The organism is Anaeromyxobacter sp. (genome assembly GCA_016718565.1).
Taxonomy (GTDB): Bacteria; Myxococcota; Myxococcia; order Myxococcales; family Anaeromyxobacteraceae; genus JADKCZ01.
In genome coordinates, this window is the sequence record JADKCZ010000018.1 from 254,737 (window position 1) to 273,140 (window position 18,404).

Genomic DNA, 18,404 nt, shown 5'->3' on the forward strand with positions numbered 1-18,404 from the left:
GGCCATACTCCGGCCGTGCCCACCCTGCGCGAGTGGCTGGCCGAGGGCCCCTACACCCTGGGGCTCTCCTCGGGGTTCTTCGGCTTCTTCGCCCACGCCGGGGTGGTGGGCGTCCTCGAGGAGGAGGGGCTGGCGCCGGCTCGCCTGTGCGGCTCCAGCGCCGGAGCGCTGGTGGGCGGCCTCTCCGCGGCCGGGGTGCCGGCCGCCAGGCTGCGGGAGGCCCTGCTGGCGCTGCGGCGGCGCGACTTCTGGGACCCCGCCCCGGGCCTCGGGCTGCTGCGCGGCGACCTCTTCCGGGCGCGCCTGGAGGCCCTGCTGCCGGTGGCCACCTTCGAGGCCTGCCCGAGGCCGCTGGCCCTGTCGGTCTTCGACCTGGCCGGGCGCCGCACGGCGGTGGTGCAGCGGGGCCCGCTGGCGCCGGCCATCCACGCCTCCTGCGCCGCCCCGCTGCTCTTCCAGCCGGTGCGGGTGGCCGGACGCGCCTGCCTGGACGGCGGGGTGTCGGACCGGCACGGCCTGGCCGCGCTGGCCGAGCCGGGCTGGGGTGGGCGGGTGCTCTACCACCACCTCACCTCCCGCTCGCCGTGGCGCCGGCCAGGCAGCCCGGCGCTGCGGGTGCCGGCCAGGCCTGGGCTGGAGGCGGTGGCGCTGCACGGCCTGCCGCGGCTCGGCCCCTTCCGCCTCGAGCGCGGGGAGGAGGCGCTGTGCCTGGCGGCCGAGGGGATGCGGGCCGCGCTGTCGCGGCCGGTGTGACCTGGGCGAAGGCGGAACGAGCGCGCCGGGCCAGGGCGCGTGGCCCTGCCCGGCGCGGTTGGCGCACGAGGGTGCTGGAGCGGAGGGGCGCTGGCTAGCGCCCGCCCGGCCGGCCACCGCCGCCGGGACGCCCGCCGCCACCCGGACGGCCGCCGCGGCCTTCCTTCTTGCGGTCGTCGCGCAGCGAGTCCATCGAGAAGCCACCGGAGGTGGAGTTCTTGTCGCCGCCGCCGGTGCCCTTGCCACCGCCGCGACCACCGCCGCCACCACCACCACCACCGCCGCCGCGGCCGCCCCGCTCCTTCTTGGGCGGCGCCGCCACCTGGCGCATCGAGGCCGGGGCGTGGTCCACCAGGAACTGGAACCCGTTGACCGTCTTGGCGCCCTGCACCGGCTCCTCTGGCCCGAAGACGCGCACCAGGCGGACGTCGTCGGCCTTGCGGCCGACCACCCTCAAGGCGTCGCGCAGGCGGGAGAGCCGGTCGCCGGACAGGCCGGTGACCTCCGCCACGGCGGCGTCGAGGGCGGCCTTCACGGCCTCGCTCTCGGCCTCCTCGGCCGGCTCCTGGCTCGCCTTGGCCGCCGGAGGGGCAGCCGGTGCGGCCGGGGCGGCCTCGGCGGCCTCGGCCTCCGGCGCGGCCCCGTCGGGGGTCACCTCGGCCACCGCCTCCCCGGCGGGCGCAGCCGCGGCCGCGACCTCCGGGGCCGCCTCCACGGGCGCCGCGGGCGGCGTCTCCTTGGGAAGGGTGCGCTTCGCCTCGGCAATGGCCTTGGCCGCCTGCCGGATCAGGGTGCCGCTCAGTTCGGTGAGGGTCTTCATGGCGCGTAGGCATACACGGAAGCGGGGGGACGTGGAAGTCGGGGCTGCGTCAATGCGTCGCAAACGGCGCCCTGGCGCGCGACGGGGGGACTTGCACTCACACGCAGCGATCGTCATTAATGGTGTGTCTTTCCAGGTGTGCGGCGCGGCCCTCGGCCGCGCAGGAGCAGTGCGGAAGCGATGCGTGGCGTGCTCGACATGCTGACGGTGCGACTGGTCGCCGCGTTCCTGGCGATCTCGATCGCGGGCGTGCCGGAGCTCTTCGCGCCGCCCGACGCGCCCGCGGGCCACCGCTGCCAGTGCCCCATCCGCGAGGGCCGGCACGAGTGCGACTGCCCGCTCTGCCACGCCGAGGCGGCGCGCCACGCAGCCGAGGCCGCCGCCAGGCCGGGCGGCCACGCCGACCACGACGCCGCCGTGGTGGGCGCGGCCCCCGCCGCCAAGGTCCCGCCCTGCCACCTCGCCCTGGCCAAGAAGACCGCGGTGAAGGAGCGGGAGGCGGCCGCCCGCCGCGCCGCGGCCGGCCCGGTCATCTCCTCCACCTGCGGCACCGACGACCGTCGCCTGCGGCCGCCGCCGGCCGTGGAGTTCTTCACCATGCCCTCGGCTCCGGTCCTGGAGCTGGTCGTCACGGTGGCCCGCCTCGGCGCCGAGCGCGCCGACCGGCTGGCCTCGACCCTCGAGCCGGAGACCCCGCCTCCGAGGCGCGCCTCGCCCGCCGCCGCCTAGGCCGAGCCGCGCCCCCCGTCCGCTCCCCGGACCCGGCGACGTGACCTCGGACCCAGAGCGGCGCCGCGGACGGCGCCCGCCCCCACCGCTCCTCCACCAGCGTCGGCCCTCGGGCCGGCGCGGCCGGCGGGTGGTGGGAGCGCGGCGCCAGACGGCAGCGCACCCGAGTCAGGTCACCTCTCGTCCGAGGTCTACATGTCCACCACGTTCGTCTTCACGCACCGTATGTCCTTCCGTGCCGGGGGCTCGCCATGAACCGGCGCGTCTTCGGCGACGCCGAGATCTCCTCGGCGCTCCGCGATCTCGAGGCCGGCGTCCGCCTGCCCGAGGTCTGCCACCGGCTCGGGGTCTCCGAGCGCACCGTCAACCGCTGGCGCCGCGAGGCCCGCGGCCCCGACCAGGCCCCGGCCCCGGCCCTCGGCCTGGTCCCGCTCACCCAGGAGCAGGCCGCCATGCGCGGCGACGCCCTGGAGCGCCAGCTCGACGCCCTCCGGCTGGTGCTCCACACCATGCTGGAGCCCGAGGAGCTGGAGCGCGGCGCCAGGCTCGTCGAGTCCCGCTGCCAGGTCAGCGCCCAGCGGGCGCGCCGCCTGCTCGGGCTGGCCCCCGTCAACGCGAAGTACGGCAACCGCGCCGCCGCCGCGCCGCCGGCCCAGGTGGCGCCCCTGATGCAGCAGCTCTAGCCTCCTCCACGCGCCTGGCGGCGGCTCCCCCGCCGCCAGGCCGTCACACCCGGACGCCCCACCCGCGCCCCCGCGCGCAGGTGGGGCGTCGTCGTCTCTGGGGGTGGGTGGCTCCGGCGGCGGTCCCGGTCGGCTAGGATGTGGCCGCGGGCCAGACTGACCACGGGGGACGACCATGGACCGGAGCGAGTGGCTGAACAGGCTGGAGGCGCTGCACGATCAGGTCAGGAGGGGAGAGCCGGTCAGCGCCGAGGCGATGGAGTGGTACCGGGGCGCCCGCAAGGCCCTGCTGGAGACCGCGGTGACGGTGCAGGCGCAGGCGCTGATCGGCAGCGCCGTCCAGCGCAGCTCGATCCGGATCACCCGCAGCGCCCAGGTGCTGCTGGAGGCCCGCGGCTGGGGCCACCAGACGCTCACCGCCGACCTCGGCACCGGCGGCTTCGCCGCCTTCCTGGAGGCGCCGCCCCCGGTGACGGAGTGGATCAAGGCCACCCTGGTGCTGCCGGGCGAGGGGGCGGTGGTGGCCACCGTGGCGGTGGCCGACGTGAAGACCGTGACCGGGCTGGTCCGCGTGGCCTTCCGCTTCTCCGAGCCGAGCGCCGACGTGCAGCGGCGCGTCGAGAACTACATGGTCGACAGCCTGCTCGAGCAGCTGGTGTTCTGGGACGACGTCCTCGAGCACCTGCGGTACTGAGTGGAGCGCCCGCGGCGGCCGTCGACGGCCGTCTGCTCAGAGCGGGATGCGGGCGGTGACCACCGTCCCGGCGCCGGGCCGGCGTGCCACGTCGAGGGTGCCGCCCAGGCGATCGGCCCGCTCGCGCATGCCGGCGATCCCGAGCGCCCCCGCCGGCACCCCGGCGGCCGGCGGGCCGCAGCCGTCGTCGGCCACGGTCAGCACCACCTCCCCCGCCACCACCGCCAGCGCCGCGCTCACCTCGGCGGCGCGGGCGTGGCGGGCCACGTTGGTGAGCGCCTCCACCGCGATCCGGTAGAGCGCCGTGGCCACCTCGCCGCCCACCTCCGGCGGCAGCGGCGCGCGCTCGGCCAGCTGGCAGCGCAGCCCGGTGCGGGCCTCCAGCATGCGCAGCTCCAGGCGGAGCGCGTCCTCCAGGCCGAGCCGGTCGAGCACGGCCGGGCGCAGCTCGGCCGCGATGCGGCGCACCGAGGCGATGGCCTGGTCCACCAGGCCGCCGGCGTCCACCACCCGCTCCACCAGCGCCGCGTCCGCATGCGAGGCCGGGATCCCCTCGAGCCGGTGCTCCACCCAGCGCAGGTTCATCTTGAGGGCGGTGAGCAGCTGACCCATCTCGTCGTGGAGGTCCCTCGACACCTTGGCCTTCTCGTCCTCGCGGATCGAGTCGAGGCGGGCGGCCAGGGCCCGCATCTGCTCCCGCGAGCGGCGCAGGCCGTCCTCGGCCTCCATCTGGGCGGTGATGTCGCGGGCCACCCCCTCCAGCGCCACCGCCACCCCCGCCTCGTCGTGGAGGTGCCGGACCACCGACTCGGTCCAGAGGATGCGCCCGTCCTTGCGGACCCAGCGCATGCGCACTGGGCCGGCCGGGGGGCCGGTCAGCCCGCCCTCGAGCAGGGCGCGGTCGTCGGGGTGGATGAGGCGGTACCCGAGCCCGGGGTCGGCGTAGTGCTCCTCCGGCGTGTAGCCGGTCATCTCCAGGGCCGCCTGGCTGACGAACTCGAAGCCGGGCGTGGGGACCAGGCGGTAGCGGTAGTAGAGATCCCGGGAGTTCTCGACCAGGCGCTCGAAGAGGTCGGGGCTCACCATGCTGGATGGTCTTGCACGGCGCGGGGCCCAGGGCAACCGAGGGGACGACGGGCCGGGGCCTCCCCGGCCGCCTCACCGCAGCCTGAACGACACCGGCACCACCACGAAGACGTCCACACCCGGCGGGTCGAACGGCGCGGCGCGGCGAATGGCCTCCACCGCGGCGGCGTCGAGGCTCGGGAAGCCGCTGCTCTCCCGCACCACCAGGTCCGAGACCGTGCCGTCGGCGTAGAGCGTGAACGCCAGGACCGTCCGCCCCTGCCACTGCCGGCGCCGCGCCTCGGGCGGGTAGACCAGGGTGCGGGCGATGCCGGCCCGCACCGCTGCCAGGTCGGCCGGGCGGGCCTCGATGGGCGGCGCCGCCGGCAAGGATGGGCCCACCACTCCGCCTACCACCCCACCCTCCCGCCCGCCGGCCACGCCGCCCGGCGCCGCGTCGTCGGAGGCCGCCTCCTCGAGCGGCTCCTCGGGCGGGCCGGCTGTCGGCATCAGGTCCGGGATGACGGTCGGCGCGATGAGCCGATCCGGGCGGCGGACCACCGGGCGGTCCGACCTGGGGCGAGGCCGAGAAGGGGCCGGCGGCGGGGGTGGGGCGGGGCGCGCCGTCGGCTGGACGATCCGGACCGGCAGGCCGGCCGGCGCCTCGACGAGCTGCGCCGAGCCGACTGCCACCAGCGCCGCCACCACCGCGCCGTGGATGGCCACCGACCCGACCTGGACGGCCGCCAGCCGCCCGGTCCGCCGTGGACCCGGCGCCGTCACGCCCAGGAACATGGGCGGTGGTCCAGGGCGGGCCGGCGCCTCCATCAGGCACACCGGGCCGACGGCTCGGCCAGCCGGGTGGCGCAGTGGCGCAGCGCGCTGACGATGTCCCGCTCCACCGTCTTGGGCGACACCCCCAGGCTCCGGGAGATGGCGAGGTGGGTCAGCCCCTCCACCCGGCTGAGGAGGAGCGCCTCGCGGCTCCGCTGCGGCAGCTCGGAGAGGGAGGCCGAGAGCCGCCGCAGGGCCTGGGCGCGCCCCGCCAGCTCCTCGGGCCCGGGCCCGCGGTCCGCCGCCGCCTCCGGCTCGGGCGGCCCCACCCCGGCCCGGACCTTGAGGCGCCGGATCCGGTCGAGGGCCAGCGTGGTGGTGGCCACCACCAGGAAGCGCCGCGGGTGGCGCACCTCCTCACCGGTGGACAGCAGCCTCACGTAGGCGTCCTGCACCGCGTCCTCCGCGTCCGGCCTGCCGACGTACCGGCAGGCCAGGCGGCGCAGCGCCGGGGAGGCGGCGCGCGCCAGCCCGTCCAGCGCCCTGCGCTCCAGCAACTTCTGCTCGTCTTCCATCTTCTCCGCTCCTGGAGGCGAGGCGGGAGGCGCGCGGCACCTCGACGGGCACCCTTCGAAGGGGCCGCCGGGCCGGAGCCCTCCGCGGTGTCGTGGGGTGGCGGCCTCCCGGGGCGTGCGGCCCCAGGGAGTCCGCGCTGGTCAGGCCAGCAACGCGGAGGGCGCTCGCGGCGGCGGGAGCGGAGGTGGCGCGGAGACTCTGAGGTGACGTCCGAAGAGATCCTCCGGTCGCGCTGCGGCCCCCGCCTCCAGCGGCGAGGCGCCCTGAGGGAGGAGGAACCTTTCACTGGTGGTGAGCTGCGACCCCTCCGCGTCCTGCCTGGCGCAGCCGCCCGTGAGGCAGGGAGCGTCCCTTGGCGACGAGGGCTGGCGGTGGCGCGGCGACCGCTTCGCCAGCGCGGCGGTCCGGTGACAGGGCGGGAGGGCGAGATCTTCGGCCGCCCCCACTTCCTCCGCCACCCGAGGCAGGGCGGCGCGTTCGGCCTCCCGGCAGTGGGTGCAGTGGCACTCGTGCTGGGTGGATGGGCAGCGGCAGCGGTGTCCGCCGGCTCCGCCTTCGGCCGACACAGGCGGGACCGCGCCGCAGAGTCCGGCCATCGCGACGATGGCCAGCGCCCGAGACGACGGGAGGTTTACGACCCTGCGGAGCACCCTGGAGAGATAGTGCGCGCCATCGCGCAGGGGAAGTGGCGAGCGGCGGACCTTATGGGTTCAAGATGCTGAATTTACTGATGTTTGATGCAAGTTGTCGCACCCGGGGCGGTTCCCCGAGGGGGAGGAACGGTCGCCGAGCAGGTCAGACCAAGGCGCTCCCCGGGGGCGGCGTCCCGACGACGAGCTGACCCCGTGGGCACCCCGTCTCGCACCGTGATGTCCCGCCCAATCCAACGCGCCGCCGGGACGCCTCACCTTTGGACGCGGAGCGTGGGGCGGCGCCGTCACCGCCGACCCCTCGGGGCACCAGGCCTAGCTGACCTGCGCGTGTCGCGTGACGGCGCTGGGCCCGCTGGCGCGTCGTGTGGGGGTGCGATTCAGGCTCGAAGGGCCCGGTGCCGGCCGCGCGCTCCTCCAGAGGGACCAGGCGTCCTTGCGAAGGCTGGCCCGTCGCCTGGTCGGCGAAGGCGACGCCGACGACGTGACCCAGGACGCGTGGGTCCGCGTGCTGGCGGCGCCGGTGGAGGAGGTGCGGCAGCTCCGCGCCTTCCTCTTCCGGTCTCTGGTCACCGCAGCGCTCGACCTGGGCCGGCGGCGGCAGGTGCGCCAGGCGCGAGCGGCCCCGGTGGCGCGGGCGGCGGAGGCGGCCTCGGAGGCGTCGGCGCCGGACCAATCCGCCGCCGCGGCCATCGACCTCGACCGGCTGCGGCAGGCGCTGGCCGACCTGCCGGGCCCGTGGCGCGACGCCTTCCTCCTCAGCCGGGTGGATGGCCTCACTCGCGCAGAGATCGCGGCGCGGCTGGGCGTTTCGGTCAAGACGGTGGAGCGGAACATCGCCAGGGCACTGGGCCACTGCCTGAGCCGCGTGGAGCGAGACCCCGGCGGGGGGGGGTGTCGCCCGGCCGCCCCTTGGTGCGTCTCACGGGAGAGGAGCGTGACCCGTGACTTGCCGCAGCAGCGCACCCCGCGAGGAGATCCTGGCCGAGGCCGCCCGGTGGGAGGCGCGGCGCCACGCCGAGGAGCCCCTCTCGGAGGTCGAGGAGCTCGCCCTGGCCGCCTGGAGCGCCACCTCGCCGGAGCACCGGCAGCTCCTCCGCCGGGCCGAGCAGGTCTGGGAGCTCTCGGGTCGGGTGGTCCCCCGGGGCGCGCTCGAGGCGGCCCGCGCCACCCGGCCCGCCTCGCCGCTCGGCGGGTCGCTCGCAGCCCTCCGCCGCTCCCCCGGAGGGTGGCGGGGCCTCGCCGCCTGCGGCCTGGTGGCCTGCGTCCTGGCCGGCGCGGCCTGGCTCTGGTCGAGGCCTCGGCCCCCGGAGGTCCACGCCTACCGGACCGAGCGAGGCCAGGGCCACCAGGTCAGGCTGGCGGACGGCTCGCTGGTGGAGCTCGACACCGGGACCGCGCTGCTGGTGCGGACCTCGCCGAACCTGCGGCAGGTGGTGCTGGAGCACGGCCAGGCTTCCTTCACGGTGACCCATGACGCCGAGCGCCCCTTCGAGGTGGTGGCCGGCGGAGGGCGGATCGTGGACCTGGGGACCCGCTTCCTGGTCCGCGCCGACGGCGCGCAGGTCGCCGTCACGGTGGCCGAGGGGCTGGTCGAGGTGACGGCGCCCGACGGCCAGCGTGCAGCGCTCCGGCCCGGCCAGCGCCTGCGCTACGGCCCGTCCGGCCAGGAAGGCGGCGTGGAGCCGGCCGACGCGGAGGCCGCGGGCGCCTGGCGCCACGGGCGGCTGATCTTCGAGGACCGGCCGGTCTCATGGCTGTTCGCCGAGCTGGAGCGGTACCACCCGATCACCTTCGAGGTGCCGGACCCAGGGCTCGCCGCCACGCGGCTGAGCGGCCGCTTCGAGCTCCGGGACGTGGGGGCGGTGCTCTCGGCGGTCCAGGCGGTGACCCGGGCGCGGGCCCGCTGGCTCGACCCGCACCGAGTGCGGCTGGAGCCCCGCTAGGGACCTGTCGCTGGGGCCTGGGGTGCCGCGTCTCACCTCGCATGCGCCCGACCACCCTCCTCGTCGCCCTCGCCCTCTGCCTCACCGCACTGCCCGCCCGCCCCGACAACCTGGTGAAGTTCGACGTGCCGCCCCAGCCGGCGGCGCAGGCCCTCGAGGCGCTGGCCAGCCAGGCCGGGCTCCAGCTGCTCTTCGCGCCGGGCGACCTGGCCGGCCTCCAGAGCCCGGGGGTCTCCGGCGCCCTCACGCCCCAGGAGGCGCTCACCAGGCTGCTGGCCGGCACCGGGCTCACCTTCGCCTTCACCGCCGAGCGGACCGTGGCGGTCACCCGGGCGGCGGCCCCGCAGAAGACCGGCGCCGCACCCGCACCCCAGCGCGCCGAGCTGGAAGAGGTGGGGGTCACGGCGGCGCGGGAGCCGCCCTACGCCCCCCGCTCGGCCTCGGCGGCCACCCGGCTCGACGCGCCGGTGGTCGAGACCCCAGCGACCGTCCAGGTCATCGACGCCACCCTCCTCCGGGACCGCGCCGTGGTGAGCCCGAACGCGCTGGCCGACCTCGTGTCGGGGGTCCAGCCGGTGGTCGGCTACGGCACCACCCGGTCGCAGTACTTCCTCATCCGCGGCTTCTCAAACCTGGGCGTGAGCTACCGGAATGGCTTCAAGGTGGCGGAGGTCTACACGCCCCGTGACCTGGCCAACGTCGAGCGGGTGGAGTTCGTGAAGGGGCCGGCCTCGGTGCTCTACGGCGCCGCCCAGCCCGGCGGCGCGGTCAACACCGTGACCAAGCAGGCCCTGGACCAGGACCTGGCGCAGGCGGTGGCCAGCGTGGGGAGCTACTCCACCGCCCGCCTCACGCTCGACCTGAACAAGCACCTCGGGGCCTTCTCGGTGCGCCTCAACGCCGCCGGCGACCTGGGCGACAGCTTCATCGACCTCGAGTCCTCCCGGAACCTGCTGGTCGCGCCGGCCGCGCGCTGGCAAGTCACGCCAGGGGTCACGCTCACCTACGACGGAGAGTACCAGCGGACCACCCGCAAGGGCTGGTCCAACGGCCTGCTCCCGGTCCCCGGCCTGCAGGACCTGCCGGTGGGCACCACCGTGAGCGAGCCGTGGACGACCCTGGAGAACACCAACGTCTCGAACCACCTGGAGCTGGTCGTGGCGCTCTCGCCGGGCTGGTCGCTCCGGCAGGGGCTCTACGACGCGCGCTCCTGGCGCTCCCACAAGTCGGTGAGCCCGGCCTTCTCCGCCGACCCCGTCGCCGACGGCAACTCGCTGACCGCCCACGGGCGCGTCGCCTACACCCAGGCCAAGGACGACCCGACCAACACCGTGAGCCAGACCGAGGTGCGAGGCGCCCTCCAGACCGGCCCGCTTACCCACGGGCTGCTGGCCGGCTTCGAGGCCGGTCGGTCGGTCTTCGAGTTCAACGGGGCCTACGAGTCCCTCGACGTCGTGGACCTGACCACCTTCCAGCCGGGCGCCACCCCGCCGTACGTGGACGGGCCGCTGGGCGGGAGCCGCCGCACCGCCACCGCCCTCGCCCTCTACGCGCAGGACCTGGTCAGCTGGCGCGACCTCCGCCTGGTGGCTGGGCTGCGCCACGACTGGGTCACCTCCAGCTCGGTGGCCCTCCCTGGCGGGGACCGGACCACCCAGGACGAGCAGGCGACCACCGCCAGGCTGGGGGCCCTCTACCTCGTCGGCGCCGGCGCTTCCGTCTACTACAGCTTCAGCCAGTCCTTCTCCCCAAACACCTTCGCCCAGGCGGCCGGCGGCGGCGTCTTCGAGGCCGAGCGCGGCGCCCAGCACGAGGTCGGGGTCAAGTACGCCCCGTGGGATGGGCTCGAGGCCACCGCCTCGGCCTTCGACATCCGCAAGCGCAACGTCGCCATCCCGGACCCGGCCGACCCGCTCTTCTCCGTTCCCAGCGGCGAGCAGCGCAGCCGCGGGCTCGAGGTCAGCCTGGCCGGCCAGCTGGGTCGGCACCTGCGGCTGATCGCCAACGCGGCCTGGCTGAAGACCGAGGACGAGTACGGCGCGCGCATCTTCGGCGTGCCCGACTTCTCCGCCAACGCCTGGGGCGTGGTGACCCTGCCGCTCGGCCTGGAGGCCGGCCTCGGCCTGGTCCACGTCGGGGCCAGGGAGGCCGCCCAGCCGGCCCTCGATTACTTCCGGCTCCCCGCCTACACGCGGGCCGACGCCTCGCTCGCCTGGAGCGGGGGGCCCTATCGGATCGCGCTCAACGTCGACAACCTGAACGACGCCAGGATCATCAACTCCCTCGAGGGCTTCGCGGTGCTCTTCGACGCCCCTCGCCGCTACACGCTCACCGGCGAGGCGCGGTTCTGAGCCAGGGCCGGCGCGCCTGGGTCCAGGTCCACCGCCTGGCCGCGGCCCTGGCTGGCGCCGTGCTGGTGGTGGTGGGGCTCTCCGGCAGCCTCCTGGCCCTGTATCCCCAGGTGGACCGGGCCCTCAACCCGGACTGGGCCGCCTCGCCGCCCAGGGGCCGGGCCCCTCGCCCGCTGCAGCAAGTCCTGGACGCCGCCGCTGGCGCCCTGCCCGGGCACTTCCTCCACTCCGTGTTCCCGCCGACGGACGAACAGGACGTGCACCACGTCTGGTTCACGCCGAGCGCCCGGGATCAGTCGGCGATGCTGGAGGTGCTGGTCGACCCGTGGGATGGACGCGTGGTGGGCCGGCGCGAGGCGGTCCCGACCTCCCGCTTCGACCGGCGGAACTTCCCGAACGCGGTCTACACGCTCCACTTCCAGCTGCTGCTGGGCGAGGCCGGGGGCACCGTGGTCGGCCTGGCCGGGCTCCTGCTCCTCTGCTCCGGGGTGTCCGGGGTCGTCCTCTGGTGGCCGCGCCAGCGGTCCCTCAGGCGCAATCTGACCGTGAGGGTGAACGGCGGGGCCCTCAGGTTCCACGACGACCTGCACCGGGTCACCGGCTTCGGCGCGGTGGCCGGCCTGCTCGCCGTGGCGTTCACCGGAGCGGCGGTGACCTTCGGGAGCGTGACGCGGCCGGTGGTCGAGACGCTCTCGACCGGGCGGCCGCCACCGGCGTTCGAGCCGCTTCCAGCCGGCGCAGGCCCAGCCATCGACGCGGACGCGGCCCTGGCGCGGGCGCTGGCGCTCGCGCCGGGGGCCCGCCTGCGCTGCCTCTGGCTGCCAGGGGCCTCGGGCCCGGCCTGGCGGGTCACGCTCCGCGAGCCGACCGGGGTGGCCTGGGCCGGTGGCACCACCGACCTCTGGCTTCACCCCGAAGGCGGGGAGGTGCTGGGGCACCGACCCTGGTCGGAAGCGACCGCTGGTGAGGTCTTCCTGGCCTGGCTGCTCCCCCTGCACGGCGGGAGCGCCTTCGGACGGCCGGGTCGCTACCTGGCCTTCGCCCTCGGGCTGGCGCCGCTGCTGCTGTCCTTCACCGGGGGCTGGCTCTGGTGGAAGAAGCGAGCCGCCAGGCGGAAGGTGGCGGGGGGGACCGACCGGCCTTGAGCGCCCTCTGGCAGGTCGCCCCATCCGGGGCCAGGCCGCCAGGAGATGACGGTGACGGCGCGCGACCTGCGTCCAAGGAGCCGTGGCTCAACGTCCTCCACCGAGTCTCGGCAGCCCTCGGGCGGTAGCGCCCGCAGAGGTCCGCGCCGGTGCGGTGGAGGGCCCTTCGGGCCTCCTCGACGGGTGGTATCGGGGCCACGCCGTCGCGACGGCCCGTCGTTGGCGCTCCGCCGGGGGAGATGGTGCGCTCGACCTCCTCCACGACGCCATCGTGGACCTCCTGGAGCGGCCGGCCGCCGCCATCCGCAGCCCGGTGGGCTACCTCCTCGCCGCGGCCCGCACGCTGGCGGCCGACGCGGGGCGGCGCGGTCGCCGGGCGGAGGCGCTCCGGGCCGGCCTCGCCAGTGCGTCGGCGACCGCCCGCCAGGCTGACGGCGCCCTCGAGGCGCGCGCCGCGCTGAGGGCGCTCGACGGGCTCCCTCGCGGGGAGCGCGAGGCGCTCTGGCTCAACCGCTTCGACGGCCTGGGCCACGAGGAGATCGCCGCCCGCCAGGAAGTCTGCGTCCGGACCGTGCAGCGGCGTATCGAAAGGGCGCTGGCCCACCTGGCGGCGGCCGCCGGCCGGGAGGCGCCGTGAGCCCGCACGGGTCGAGGTGTCCGCTTCCCGGGGCGCCAGCCGCCATGCTCTCGTAGCACCCGGAGCATCGATCGCATGGACGAACAAGCCAACCACCCCGATGACCGGCTCGACGCCGAGGCACGCGCCTGGACCGTGCGCCGCCGGTCGGGCGCCTTCGGCCCTGCACAGGAGGCTGCGCTGGCGGCGTGGCTGTCGCCGGACCCGCGTCGCCAGGAGGCGCTGGAACGAGCGGAGTTGCTCTGGCGGGCGCTCGAGCCCCTGCCCCGGGCGCGGGCGGACCGCCGGCGGCGGCGGACGAGGGCCCTCGGCGCCGCGGCCGGGGTGGCTTGCCTGGCGGCGGTGGCAGTGCTGCTGACCTTCAGGTTCGAGGCACAGGCCATCACCCGGCGCGGCGAGCGGTCCACCCTGGCGCTGCCGGACGGGAGCCTCCTCGAGCTCGACACCGACACCGCGCTGCGCGTCGTCTATTCGCTGTGGGGGCGCAGCGTCTCCCTGCAGCGCGGGCGCGCTCACTTCAAGGTAGCGCACGAGCGCCGCCCCTTCGTGCTGGAAGCCGGCCCTTCTCGCATCGAGGATCTCGGCACCGCCTTCACCGTGGAGCTCCGGGAAGGACGGGGGAGGCTCGCGGTCACCGAGGGGCGGGTCCGGATCGCAGCCGGGGCGGGCGCGCGGGAGCTTGGCGCCGGCGAGGCGGTCCGCTTCGGCCACGCCGACCTGGAACCGCTGGACGCCGCCGGAGTGGCGTCCATGGCGGCCTGGAGGGAGGGCGCGCTGCTCTTCGACCGGGCGCCGCTCGGCGAGGCGCTGCTGGAGCTAGCGAGGTACCACGACCTCCGGGCCGTGAGCCTCGACGCCAGGGTCGCCGGGCTGAAGCTCAGTGGCCGGTTCGCCTCCGCCGACCTGCCGGGCTTCCTGGCTACCCTGGAGGCCGGCCTCCCGGTGACGGCCAGGGTCGAAGGGTCCGCGCTGAAGGTCGAGCCCCGCCGCAGGTAGGGGAGCGTCCGGGGCGGCGCGCCGCTCCGGGCCCCAAGCGGGACCTGTCCGGTCACGCGGCCGGCGAGCGCCCTCCTCGCACCACCCGGAGATCCCCCGATGCCCTCGACCGCCAGCACCGCTCGACTGGTCACCCTGCTCGCCGCCTTCGCTCTCGCCTTGCCGGTCCATCGGGCCGGCGCCGAGGAGGGGCGCGACCGCGTCGATCTACCCGCCCAGCCGCTCGACGCCTCGCTGTCGGCGCTCGCGGCGCAGTCCCGGCTGGAGCTCCTCTACGACCCGGCGCTCACCGCCGGCAAGGCGGCCCCGGCGGTCTCGGGCGAGCTCACGACCGCCGAGGCGCTCGGCCGCCTGCTGGCAGGGACCGGGCTCGAGGCCAAGTTCACGGCCCCGGGGAAGGCCACGCTGGTGGTCGCGCCGCCGCCCCCGCCGAAGGCCGGCGCCGCCCTCGCGCCGCAGCGCGCCGAGCTCGAGGAGGTGGGCGTGACCGCCGAGGGTGAGCACGGCTACGCCGCCACGGCCGCCTCCGCGGGAACCAAGACGGCCACGCCGCTGATGTCGACTCCCGTGGCGGTGGAGGTGCTGCCGCAGCAGCTCCTGCGGGAGCAGGGGCTCACGAGCTCCGGCCTGACCAGCGCCCTGGCCACGCTGGGCGTCCAGACCCTGGGGATGGGCGAGCAGGGGGAGGTCCTGATCTTCCGCGGCTTCAGCTCCTGGACGACCTTGTGGAACGGCTTCCGGATCGAGGACATCTCGACGAACGTCGGCCCCATCAACGGCGGCGTCTGGATGGAGACCGTCGATCGCCTGGAGGTGCTCAAGGGGCCAGCCAGCATCCTCTACGGCCGGGCCGAGCCCGGTGGCGCGGTCAACGTGCTGACCAGGAAGCCGCAGGCGGAGTTCCAGGCCGCGCTGAACGCCGGCGTCGGCTCCTGGTCCGACCGCTGGGTAGGCGCCGACGTCACCGGCCCGATCGATGAAGGCAAGACCCTGCTGTACCGGGTCAACCTGGCCATGGAGGACTCCGGCTCGTGGTACCGCTGGGGGCCGGACTACCGATCGCGGGGCGTGGCGCCCGCGCTGGCCTGGCGGATCACGCCGCAGACCACGCTCTCCGTCGAGGGGCAGTACCGAAGCCTGGAGGGGCGCTCGGGGCAGGCCTACATCCCCATCGACCCCGCCACCGGCCGGCCGCTGCCGGTCGCCCCGCGGGACACGCTGCTGCCGGGGGGCGACTCGCGGTTCGACCAGCGGCGGACCCTCGTCAGCCTGGACCACCGGTTCGACGCCAGCTGGTCGGCCTCCTGGCGGTACCTGCACAACGACGCGCGCAACCCACGCAGCGGGTTCGTCTTCGTCCTGGGCTCCAGCTTCCCGGTCGTGGATGGATCGCTGGAGACCGGCCTGATGGTCGGGTTCAACCAGGCGCGCCAGCGGACCGACGCCACGATCCTCGACGTGACCGGGCACGTCACGGCGTTCGGGGCCAGGCACACGCTCCTCCTGGGCGCCGACTACTACGACCGGAGCACGGAGCAGGTGTCCGGTTGGGACTTCTCCCAGACGACCGACTACTTCAACCCGACGCCGCCAGCGCCGGTGGCCGGGACGGACACCTGGGACATCGCCGGCCGCGAGTACGCCCTGTACCTGCAGGATCAGGTGGAGCTTCCGGGCCGGTGGCACCTGCTCCTGGGGTTGCGCTACCAGGGGCTGGACGAGCACAGCGTCTCGGACGCCCCTTCGCTCGGGATTCCCGCCCAGGACGTCCGCTACCGGAAGGACGTCCTCCTGCCCCGCCTCGGGCTGCTCTGGCAGCCCAGGCCATGGCTCAGCACCTACTACGGCTACGCCGAGAACATGGGGGCCAACACCGGGCTCGACTTCACGGGCAAGCCGCTCAAGCCCGAGTGGGCCAGGCAGCACGAGCTCGGGGTCAAGGGCGAGTGGTGGGATGGCCGCTTGAACGCCCTGGTGGCGTTGTTCCAGCTGACCAAGACCGACCTCGCCTCCGACGACCCTGCGCACCCGGGCTTCAACATCGGGGTCGGCGAGGTGAGGAGCACCGGCCTCGAGCTGAACGTCCAGGGCGCCCTCACCGACCGCTGGAACCTCCTGGCGAACTACAGCCACGCGCGCCCCCATGTCGTGAAGGGCACGACGGCGGCGACCATCTACAGCGGCCCGACCATCGTGGCAGGGCAGGACCTGCCGTACGTCTCCAACCACACCTTCTCCGCCTGGACGAGCTACCGGCTGCCCGGAAAGGTCCTGGCGGGCTGGACGGTGGGCGGCGGGTTCAACTGGGCCTCCGCGGCGAACCCACAGGACGGGGCGACGGTGAAGCCCAAGGCCTCTCAGGTCGCCTCGGCCTTCGTGGCCCATGAGCGCCGCGTGGCCGGCCACAAGTTCGTCCTGCAGCTGAACGCGAGCAACCTGTTCGACGAGCGGTACCTGCAGTTCCAGGGCGACGACGTCGCCTTCGGCGGGAACACGCTGGGCGGGAACTGGGGCACGCCGCGGCAGTTCCGGCTGAGCCTGCGGGCGGAGTACTGACCATGAACCGACGTGACCTGCTCAAGCTGGCGGCCGGAGGTGCGGCGCTCGCCGGCGCCTGGGGGTGCTCCACGGTGGGTGCGGCGCGCTCCGAGGGCCCGGCGACGCGGGCCGCGCCCTCCGGACCCGGCGCCGCGAGCGCCCCGAGACCACTCCCGCTTCCGAAGACCGGCCCGCTGCCGGTGGCCCTCGTCGTCGGCAAGGACGCCGACGTGCTCGACTTCTGCGGCCCGCTGGAGGTGTTCGCGGGTGCGGTGACGGCCGAGGGCACGCCGCTCTTCGCCCCCTACCTGGTGGCCGCCTCCCTGGGGCCGGTCGCCGTGGGGGGCGGCATGCGGGTCCTCCCCGACCACACCTTCGAGTCCGCGCCCCAGCCCAAGGTGATCGTCATCCCGGCGATGGACCTGGAGGCCGCCACCCCCGCGATGATCGGCTGGATCCGCACCGCCTCGGCCGCCACCGACGTCACCATGTCGGTGTGCAACGGGGCCTTCGTGCTCGCCAGGACCGGCCTGCTCTCGGGCCGGTCCGCCACCGCGCACCACGCTGGCTTCTTCCGCTTCGCGGGCGAGTTCCCGGACGTGCACCTCAGGCGCGGCGCCAGGTTCGTCGAGGACGGGAACCTCGCGTCGGCGGGAGGCATCAGCTCTGGCATCGATCTCGCGCTCCGCGTGGTGGAGCGCTACGTCGGGCGCGAGCTGGCCGCCAGCGTGGCCGACGGGATGGAGTACCAGGGCCAGGGCTGGCTCGACCCGGACTCGAACGGCGCCTACGCCAGGCTGCCGGCCTTCACGGAGGAGCACCCGCTCTGCCCGGTCTGCCTCATGGACGGGGACCGCGCCATCACGTCGACCTTCAGGGGCAAGCGCTACTCCTTCTGTGCCCCGTCGGAGAAGGCCTTCTTCGACCAGCACACCGAGGTCTTCGAACGCTTCCTCGAGGAGGACCAGCGGGCCGGCGGCCGGTAGGCGCCAAGGGCGAGCGACCTGCGCCCAGACGCCTGGTGGCGCGACGGCGGGTGGCGCACGGGCGCGGCGCTCGACCGGGCCTGGTGTGAACACGCCCGCGCCCCTTTGACATCATGATGCTCGTCCACTAGCATCCTGATGTGAGCATCCGGACGACACTGACCCTGGAAGACGACGTCGCGCAGCGCCTCGAAGTGGAGGCGCGCAGGACGGGGACGTCTCTGAAGGTCGTCGTGAACGACCTCCTGCGGCATGCGCTCGCTGCCAGCCGTCGGCCAGAGAGCCGGCCGTTCGTCGTGAAGGCGAGAGCGCTCGGGCTACGCTCCGGGCTCAGCTACGACTCCGTCGGCGATCTCCTCGAGTCCGTCGAAGGTCCGGGACATCGGTGATCCTCGTCGACGCGAACCTCCTCCTGTACGCCTACGACGCGAGCGCGCGCGAGCACGCGCGGGCCAAGGCGTGGTTGGAGGACGTCCTCTCCCACACCGAGCAGGTGGGCTTCGCCTGGGTGACCATCCTGGCGTTCCTGCGGATCGCGACGAACCCACGGGCCTTGGCGAGCCCGCTGGCCCCCGACGAGGCGGTCTCCATCGTGGAGTCCTGGCTGGCGCAGCCCTGCGTGGTGGTGGTGTCGCCCGGGGAGCGCCACTGGTCCGTCCTCGGAGCCATGCTCGCTCGCGATCAGGTGCGGGGTCCGCTCGTCATGGACGCGCACCTCGCCGCGCTTGCCCTGGAGCAGGGTGCCGTTCTCGCCACCCACGACCGCGACTTCGCCCGGTTCAACGGCCTGCGTACCGTGATGCCCCTCGTCGGTTGAGCTTCTCAGGCTCGCCTCCGACCCGCCCTCGAGGGCGTCGAAGGCCGTGAACCCGCGCCTGGCGTAGATCTCGACCGCGCCCGGCCTGGCGTCCACGACGACGCCGACGGAGCAGCAGGGCGCCGCCGCCGGGCTGCTGCTGCTCTCCTCCGAGGACGGCGGCGACACCTTCGGCGAGCCCACCCGGGTGGCGCCGGACGACGCGGGGCCGATCTCCCACGGCGAGAACGGCCCGGGCCTGGCG

Annotated in this window: 17 protein-coding genes and 1 pseudogene; 14 read left to right on the forward strand and 4 right to left on the reverse strand. The window is 75.2% G+C overall.

The features are described 5' to 3' along the window. The first annotated feature begins 15 nt into the window (after window positions 1-15). Window positions 16-753, forward strand: a complete 738-nt coding sequence (locus IPO09_20200; GenBank protein MBK9519602.1) for a patatin-like phospholipase family protein — start codon at window positions 16-18, stop codon at window positions 751-753. A gap of 94 nt (window positions 754-847) precedes the next feature. On the opposite strand, the gene IPO09_20205 is transcribed toward IPO09_20200, so the two are convergent. Further along, window positions 848-1,573: a translation initiation factor 2 gene (locus IPO09_20205; GenBank protein ID MBK9519603.1), complete on the reverse strand. Its 726-nt coding sequence runs from the start codon at window positions 1,571-1,573 to the stop codon at window positions 848-850. Between the two features lie 180 nt (window positions 1,574-1,753). On the opposite strand from IPO09_20205, the gene IPO09_20210 reads away from it, so the two are divergent. The 3 genes from IPO09_20210 to IPO09_20220 all read left to right on the forward strand — a co-directional run bounded on the left by IPO09_20210 (window position 1,754) and on the right by IPO09_20220 (window position 3,679). After that, complete coding sequence (locus tag IPO09_20210) at window positions 1,754-2,302, forward strand: hypothetical protein (GenBank protein MBK9519604.1); 549 nt, start codon at window positions 1,754-1,756, stop codon at window positions 2,300-2,302. 251 nt (window positions 2,303-2,553) lie between these two features. Next, window positions 2,554-2,985, forward strand: a complete 432-nt coding sequence (locus IPO09_20215) for a transposase (protein MBK9519605.1) — start codon at window positions 2,554-2,556, stop codon at window positions 2,983-2,985. Window positions 2,986-3,160: 175 nt separating this feature from the next. Further along, window positions 3,161-3,679: a PilZ domain-containing protein gene (locus tag IPO09_20220; GenBank protein ID MBK9519606.1), complete on the forward strand. Its 519-nt coding sequence runs from the start codon at window positions 3,161-3,163 to the stop codon at window positions 3,677-3,679. Between the two features lie 36 nt (window positions 3,680-3,715). Here IPO09_20220 and IPO09_20225 read toward each other — a convergent pair whose 3' ends face one another. The 3 genes from IPO09_20225 to IPO09_20235 all read right to left on the reverse strand — a co-directional run bounded on the left by IPO09_20225 (window position 3,716) and on the right by IPO09_20235 (window position 6,093). Further along, entirely contained in the window at window positions 3,716-4,765 is a 1,050-nt protein-coding gene (locus IPO09_20225; protein ID MBK9519607.1) for a PAS domain-containing protein, read from the reverse strand. A 72-nt stretch (window positions 4,766-4,837) separates the two neighbouring features. Continuing rightward, window positions 4,838-5,539 (reverse strand): TonB family protein, encoded by a 702-nt coding sequence (locus tag IPO09_20230; protein ID MBK9519608.1) that lies wholly within the window; start codon window positions 5,537-5,539, stop codon window positions 4,838-4,840. Window positions 5,540-5,571: 32 nt separating this feature from the next. Next, a complete protein-coding gene (locus IPO09_20235) occupies window positions 5,572-6,093 on the reverse strand; it encodes a sigma-70 family RNA polymerase sigma factor (protein ID MBK9519609.1) in 522 nt (173 codons plus the stop codon). 970 nt (window positions 6,094-7,063) lie between these two features. Between IPO09_20235 and IPO09_20240 the strand changes: the two are divergent. The 10 genes and pseudogenes from IPO09_20240 (at window position 7,064) to IPO09_20285 (ending at window position 18,160) form a co-directional block, all read left to right on the forward strand. Then, window positions 7,064-7,606, forward strand: a pseudogene (locus IPO09_20240) (RNA polymerase sigma factor). An 82-nt stretch (window positions 7,607-7,688) separates the two neighbouring features. After that, on the forward strand, window positions 7,689-8,690 hold the full coding sequence (locus tag IPO09_20245; GenBank protein ID MBK9519610.1) for a FecR domain-containing protein: 1,002 nt from the start codon (window positions 7,689-7,691) through the stop codon (window positions 8,688-8,690). Between the two features lie 41 nt (window positions 8,691-8,731). Next, window positions 8,732-11,041 (forward strand): TonB-dependent receptor, encoded by a 2,310-nt coding sequence (locus tag IPO09_20250; protein MBK9519611.1) that lies wholly within the window; start codon window positions 8,732-8,734, stop codon window positions 11,039-11,041. Between the two features lie 59 nt (window positions 11,042-11,100). Further along, complete coding sequence (locus IPO09_20255; GenBank protein ID MBK9519612.1) at window positions 11,101-12,186, forward strand: PepSY domain-containing protein; 1,086 nt, start codon at window positions 11,101-11,103, stop codon at window positions 12,184-12,186. 154 nt (window positions 12,187-12,340) lie between these two features. Next, complete coding sequence (locus IPO09_20260) at window positions 12,341-12,823, forward strand: sigma-70 family RNA polymerase sigma factor (protein MBK9519613.1); 483 nt, start codon at window positions 12,341-12,343, stop codon at window positions 12,821-12,823. 75 nt (window positions 12,824-12,898) lie between these two features. Further along, window positions 12,899-13,819 carry a FecR domain-containing protein gene (locus tag IPO09_20265; protein MBK9519614.1) on the forward strand — a complete coding sequence of 307 codons (921 nt, stop codon included), beginning with the start codon at window positions 12,899-12,901 and terminating at the stop codon, window positions 13,817-13,819. A 99-nt stretch (window positions 13,820-13,918) separates the two neighbouring features. Next, entirely contained in the window at window positions 13,919-16,375 is a 2,457-nt protein-coding gene (locus tag IPO09_20270; GenBank protein ID MBK9519615.1) for a TonB-dependent receptor, read from the forward strand. A 2-nt stretch (window positions 16,376-16,377) separates the two neighbouring features. Beyond that, complete coding sequence (locus tag IPO09_20275) at window positions 16,378-17,343, forward strand: DJ-1/PfpI family protein (GenBank protein ID MBK9519616.1); 966 nt, start codon at window positions 16,378-16,380, stop codon at window positions 17,341-17,343. A 140-nt stretch (window positions 17,344-17,483) separates the two neighbouring features. Beyond that, a complete protein-coding gene (locus IPO09_20280; protein ID MBK9519617.1) occupies window positions 17,484-17,732 on the forward strand; it encodes a DUF2191 domain-containing protein in 249 nt (82 codons plus the stop codon). After that, window positions 17,729-18,160, forward strand: a complete 432-nt coding sequence (locus IPO09_20285; GenBank protein MBK9519618.1) for a PIN domain-containing protein — start codon at window positions 17,729-17,731, stop codon at window positions 18,158-18,160. Before IPO09_20280 ends, IPO09_20285 begins: the two co-directional genes overlap by 4 nt. Window positions 18,161-18,404 lie beyond the last annotated feature (244 nt).

What these genes read in the sequence shown, in the direction of transcription:
- IPO09_20275 (MBK9519616.1), top strand. Translation starts at nt 16,378, where the DNA reads ATGAACCGACGTGACCTGCTCAAGCTGGCGGCCGGAGGTGCGGCGCTC.
- IPO09_20220 (MBK9519606.1), top strand. Translation starts at nt 3,161, where the DNA reads ATGGACCGGAGCGAGTGGCTGAACAGGCTGGAGGCGCTGCACGATCAG.
- IPO09_20270 (MBK9519615.1), top strand. Translation starts at nt 13,919, where the DNA reads ATGCCCTCGACCGCCAGCACCGCTCGACTGGTCACCCTGCTCGCCGCC.
- IPO09_20215 (MBK9519605.1), top strand. Translation starts at nt 2,554, where the DNA reads ATGAACCGGCGCGTCTTCGGCGACGCCGAGATCTCCTCGGCGCTCCGC.
- IPO09_20235 (MBK9519609.1), bottom strand. Translation starts at nt 6,093, where the DNA reads ATGGAAGACGAGCAGAAGTTGCTGGAGCGCAGGGCGCTGGACGGGCTG.
- IPO09_20230 (MBK9519608.1), bottom strand. Translation starts at nt 5,539, where the DNA reads ATGTTCCTGGGCGTGACGGCGCCGGGTCCACGGCGGACCGGGCGGCTG.
- IPO09_20205 (MBK9519603.1), bottom strand. Translation starts at nt 1,573, where the DNA reads ATGAAGACCCTCACCGAACTGAGCGGCACCCTGATCCGGCAGGCGGCC.
- IPO09_20265 (MBK9519614.1), top strand. Translation starts at nt 12,899, where the DNA reads ATGGACGAACAAGCCAACCACCCCGATGACCGGCTCGACGCCGAGGCA.
- IPO09_20250 (MBK9519611.1), top strand. Translation starts at nt 8,732, where the DNA reads ATGCGCCCGACCACCCTCCTCGTCGCCCTCGCCCTCTGCCTCACCGCA.
- IPO09_20225 (MBK9519607.1), bottom strand. Translation starts at nt 4,765, where the DNA reads ATGGTGAGCCCCGACCTCTTCGAGCGCCTGGTCGAGAACTCCCGGGAT.
- IPO09_20210 (MBK9519604.1), top strand. Translation starts at nt 1,754, where the DNA reads ATGCGTGGCGTGCTCGACATGCTGACGGTGCGACTGGTCGCCGCGTTC.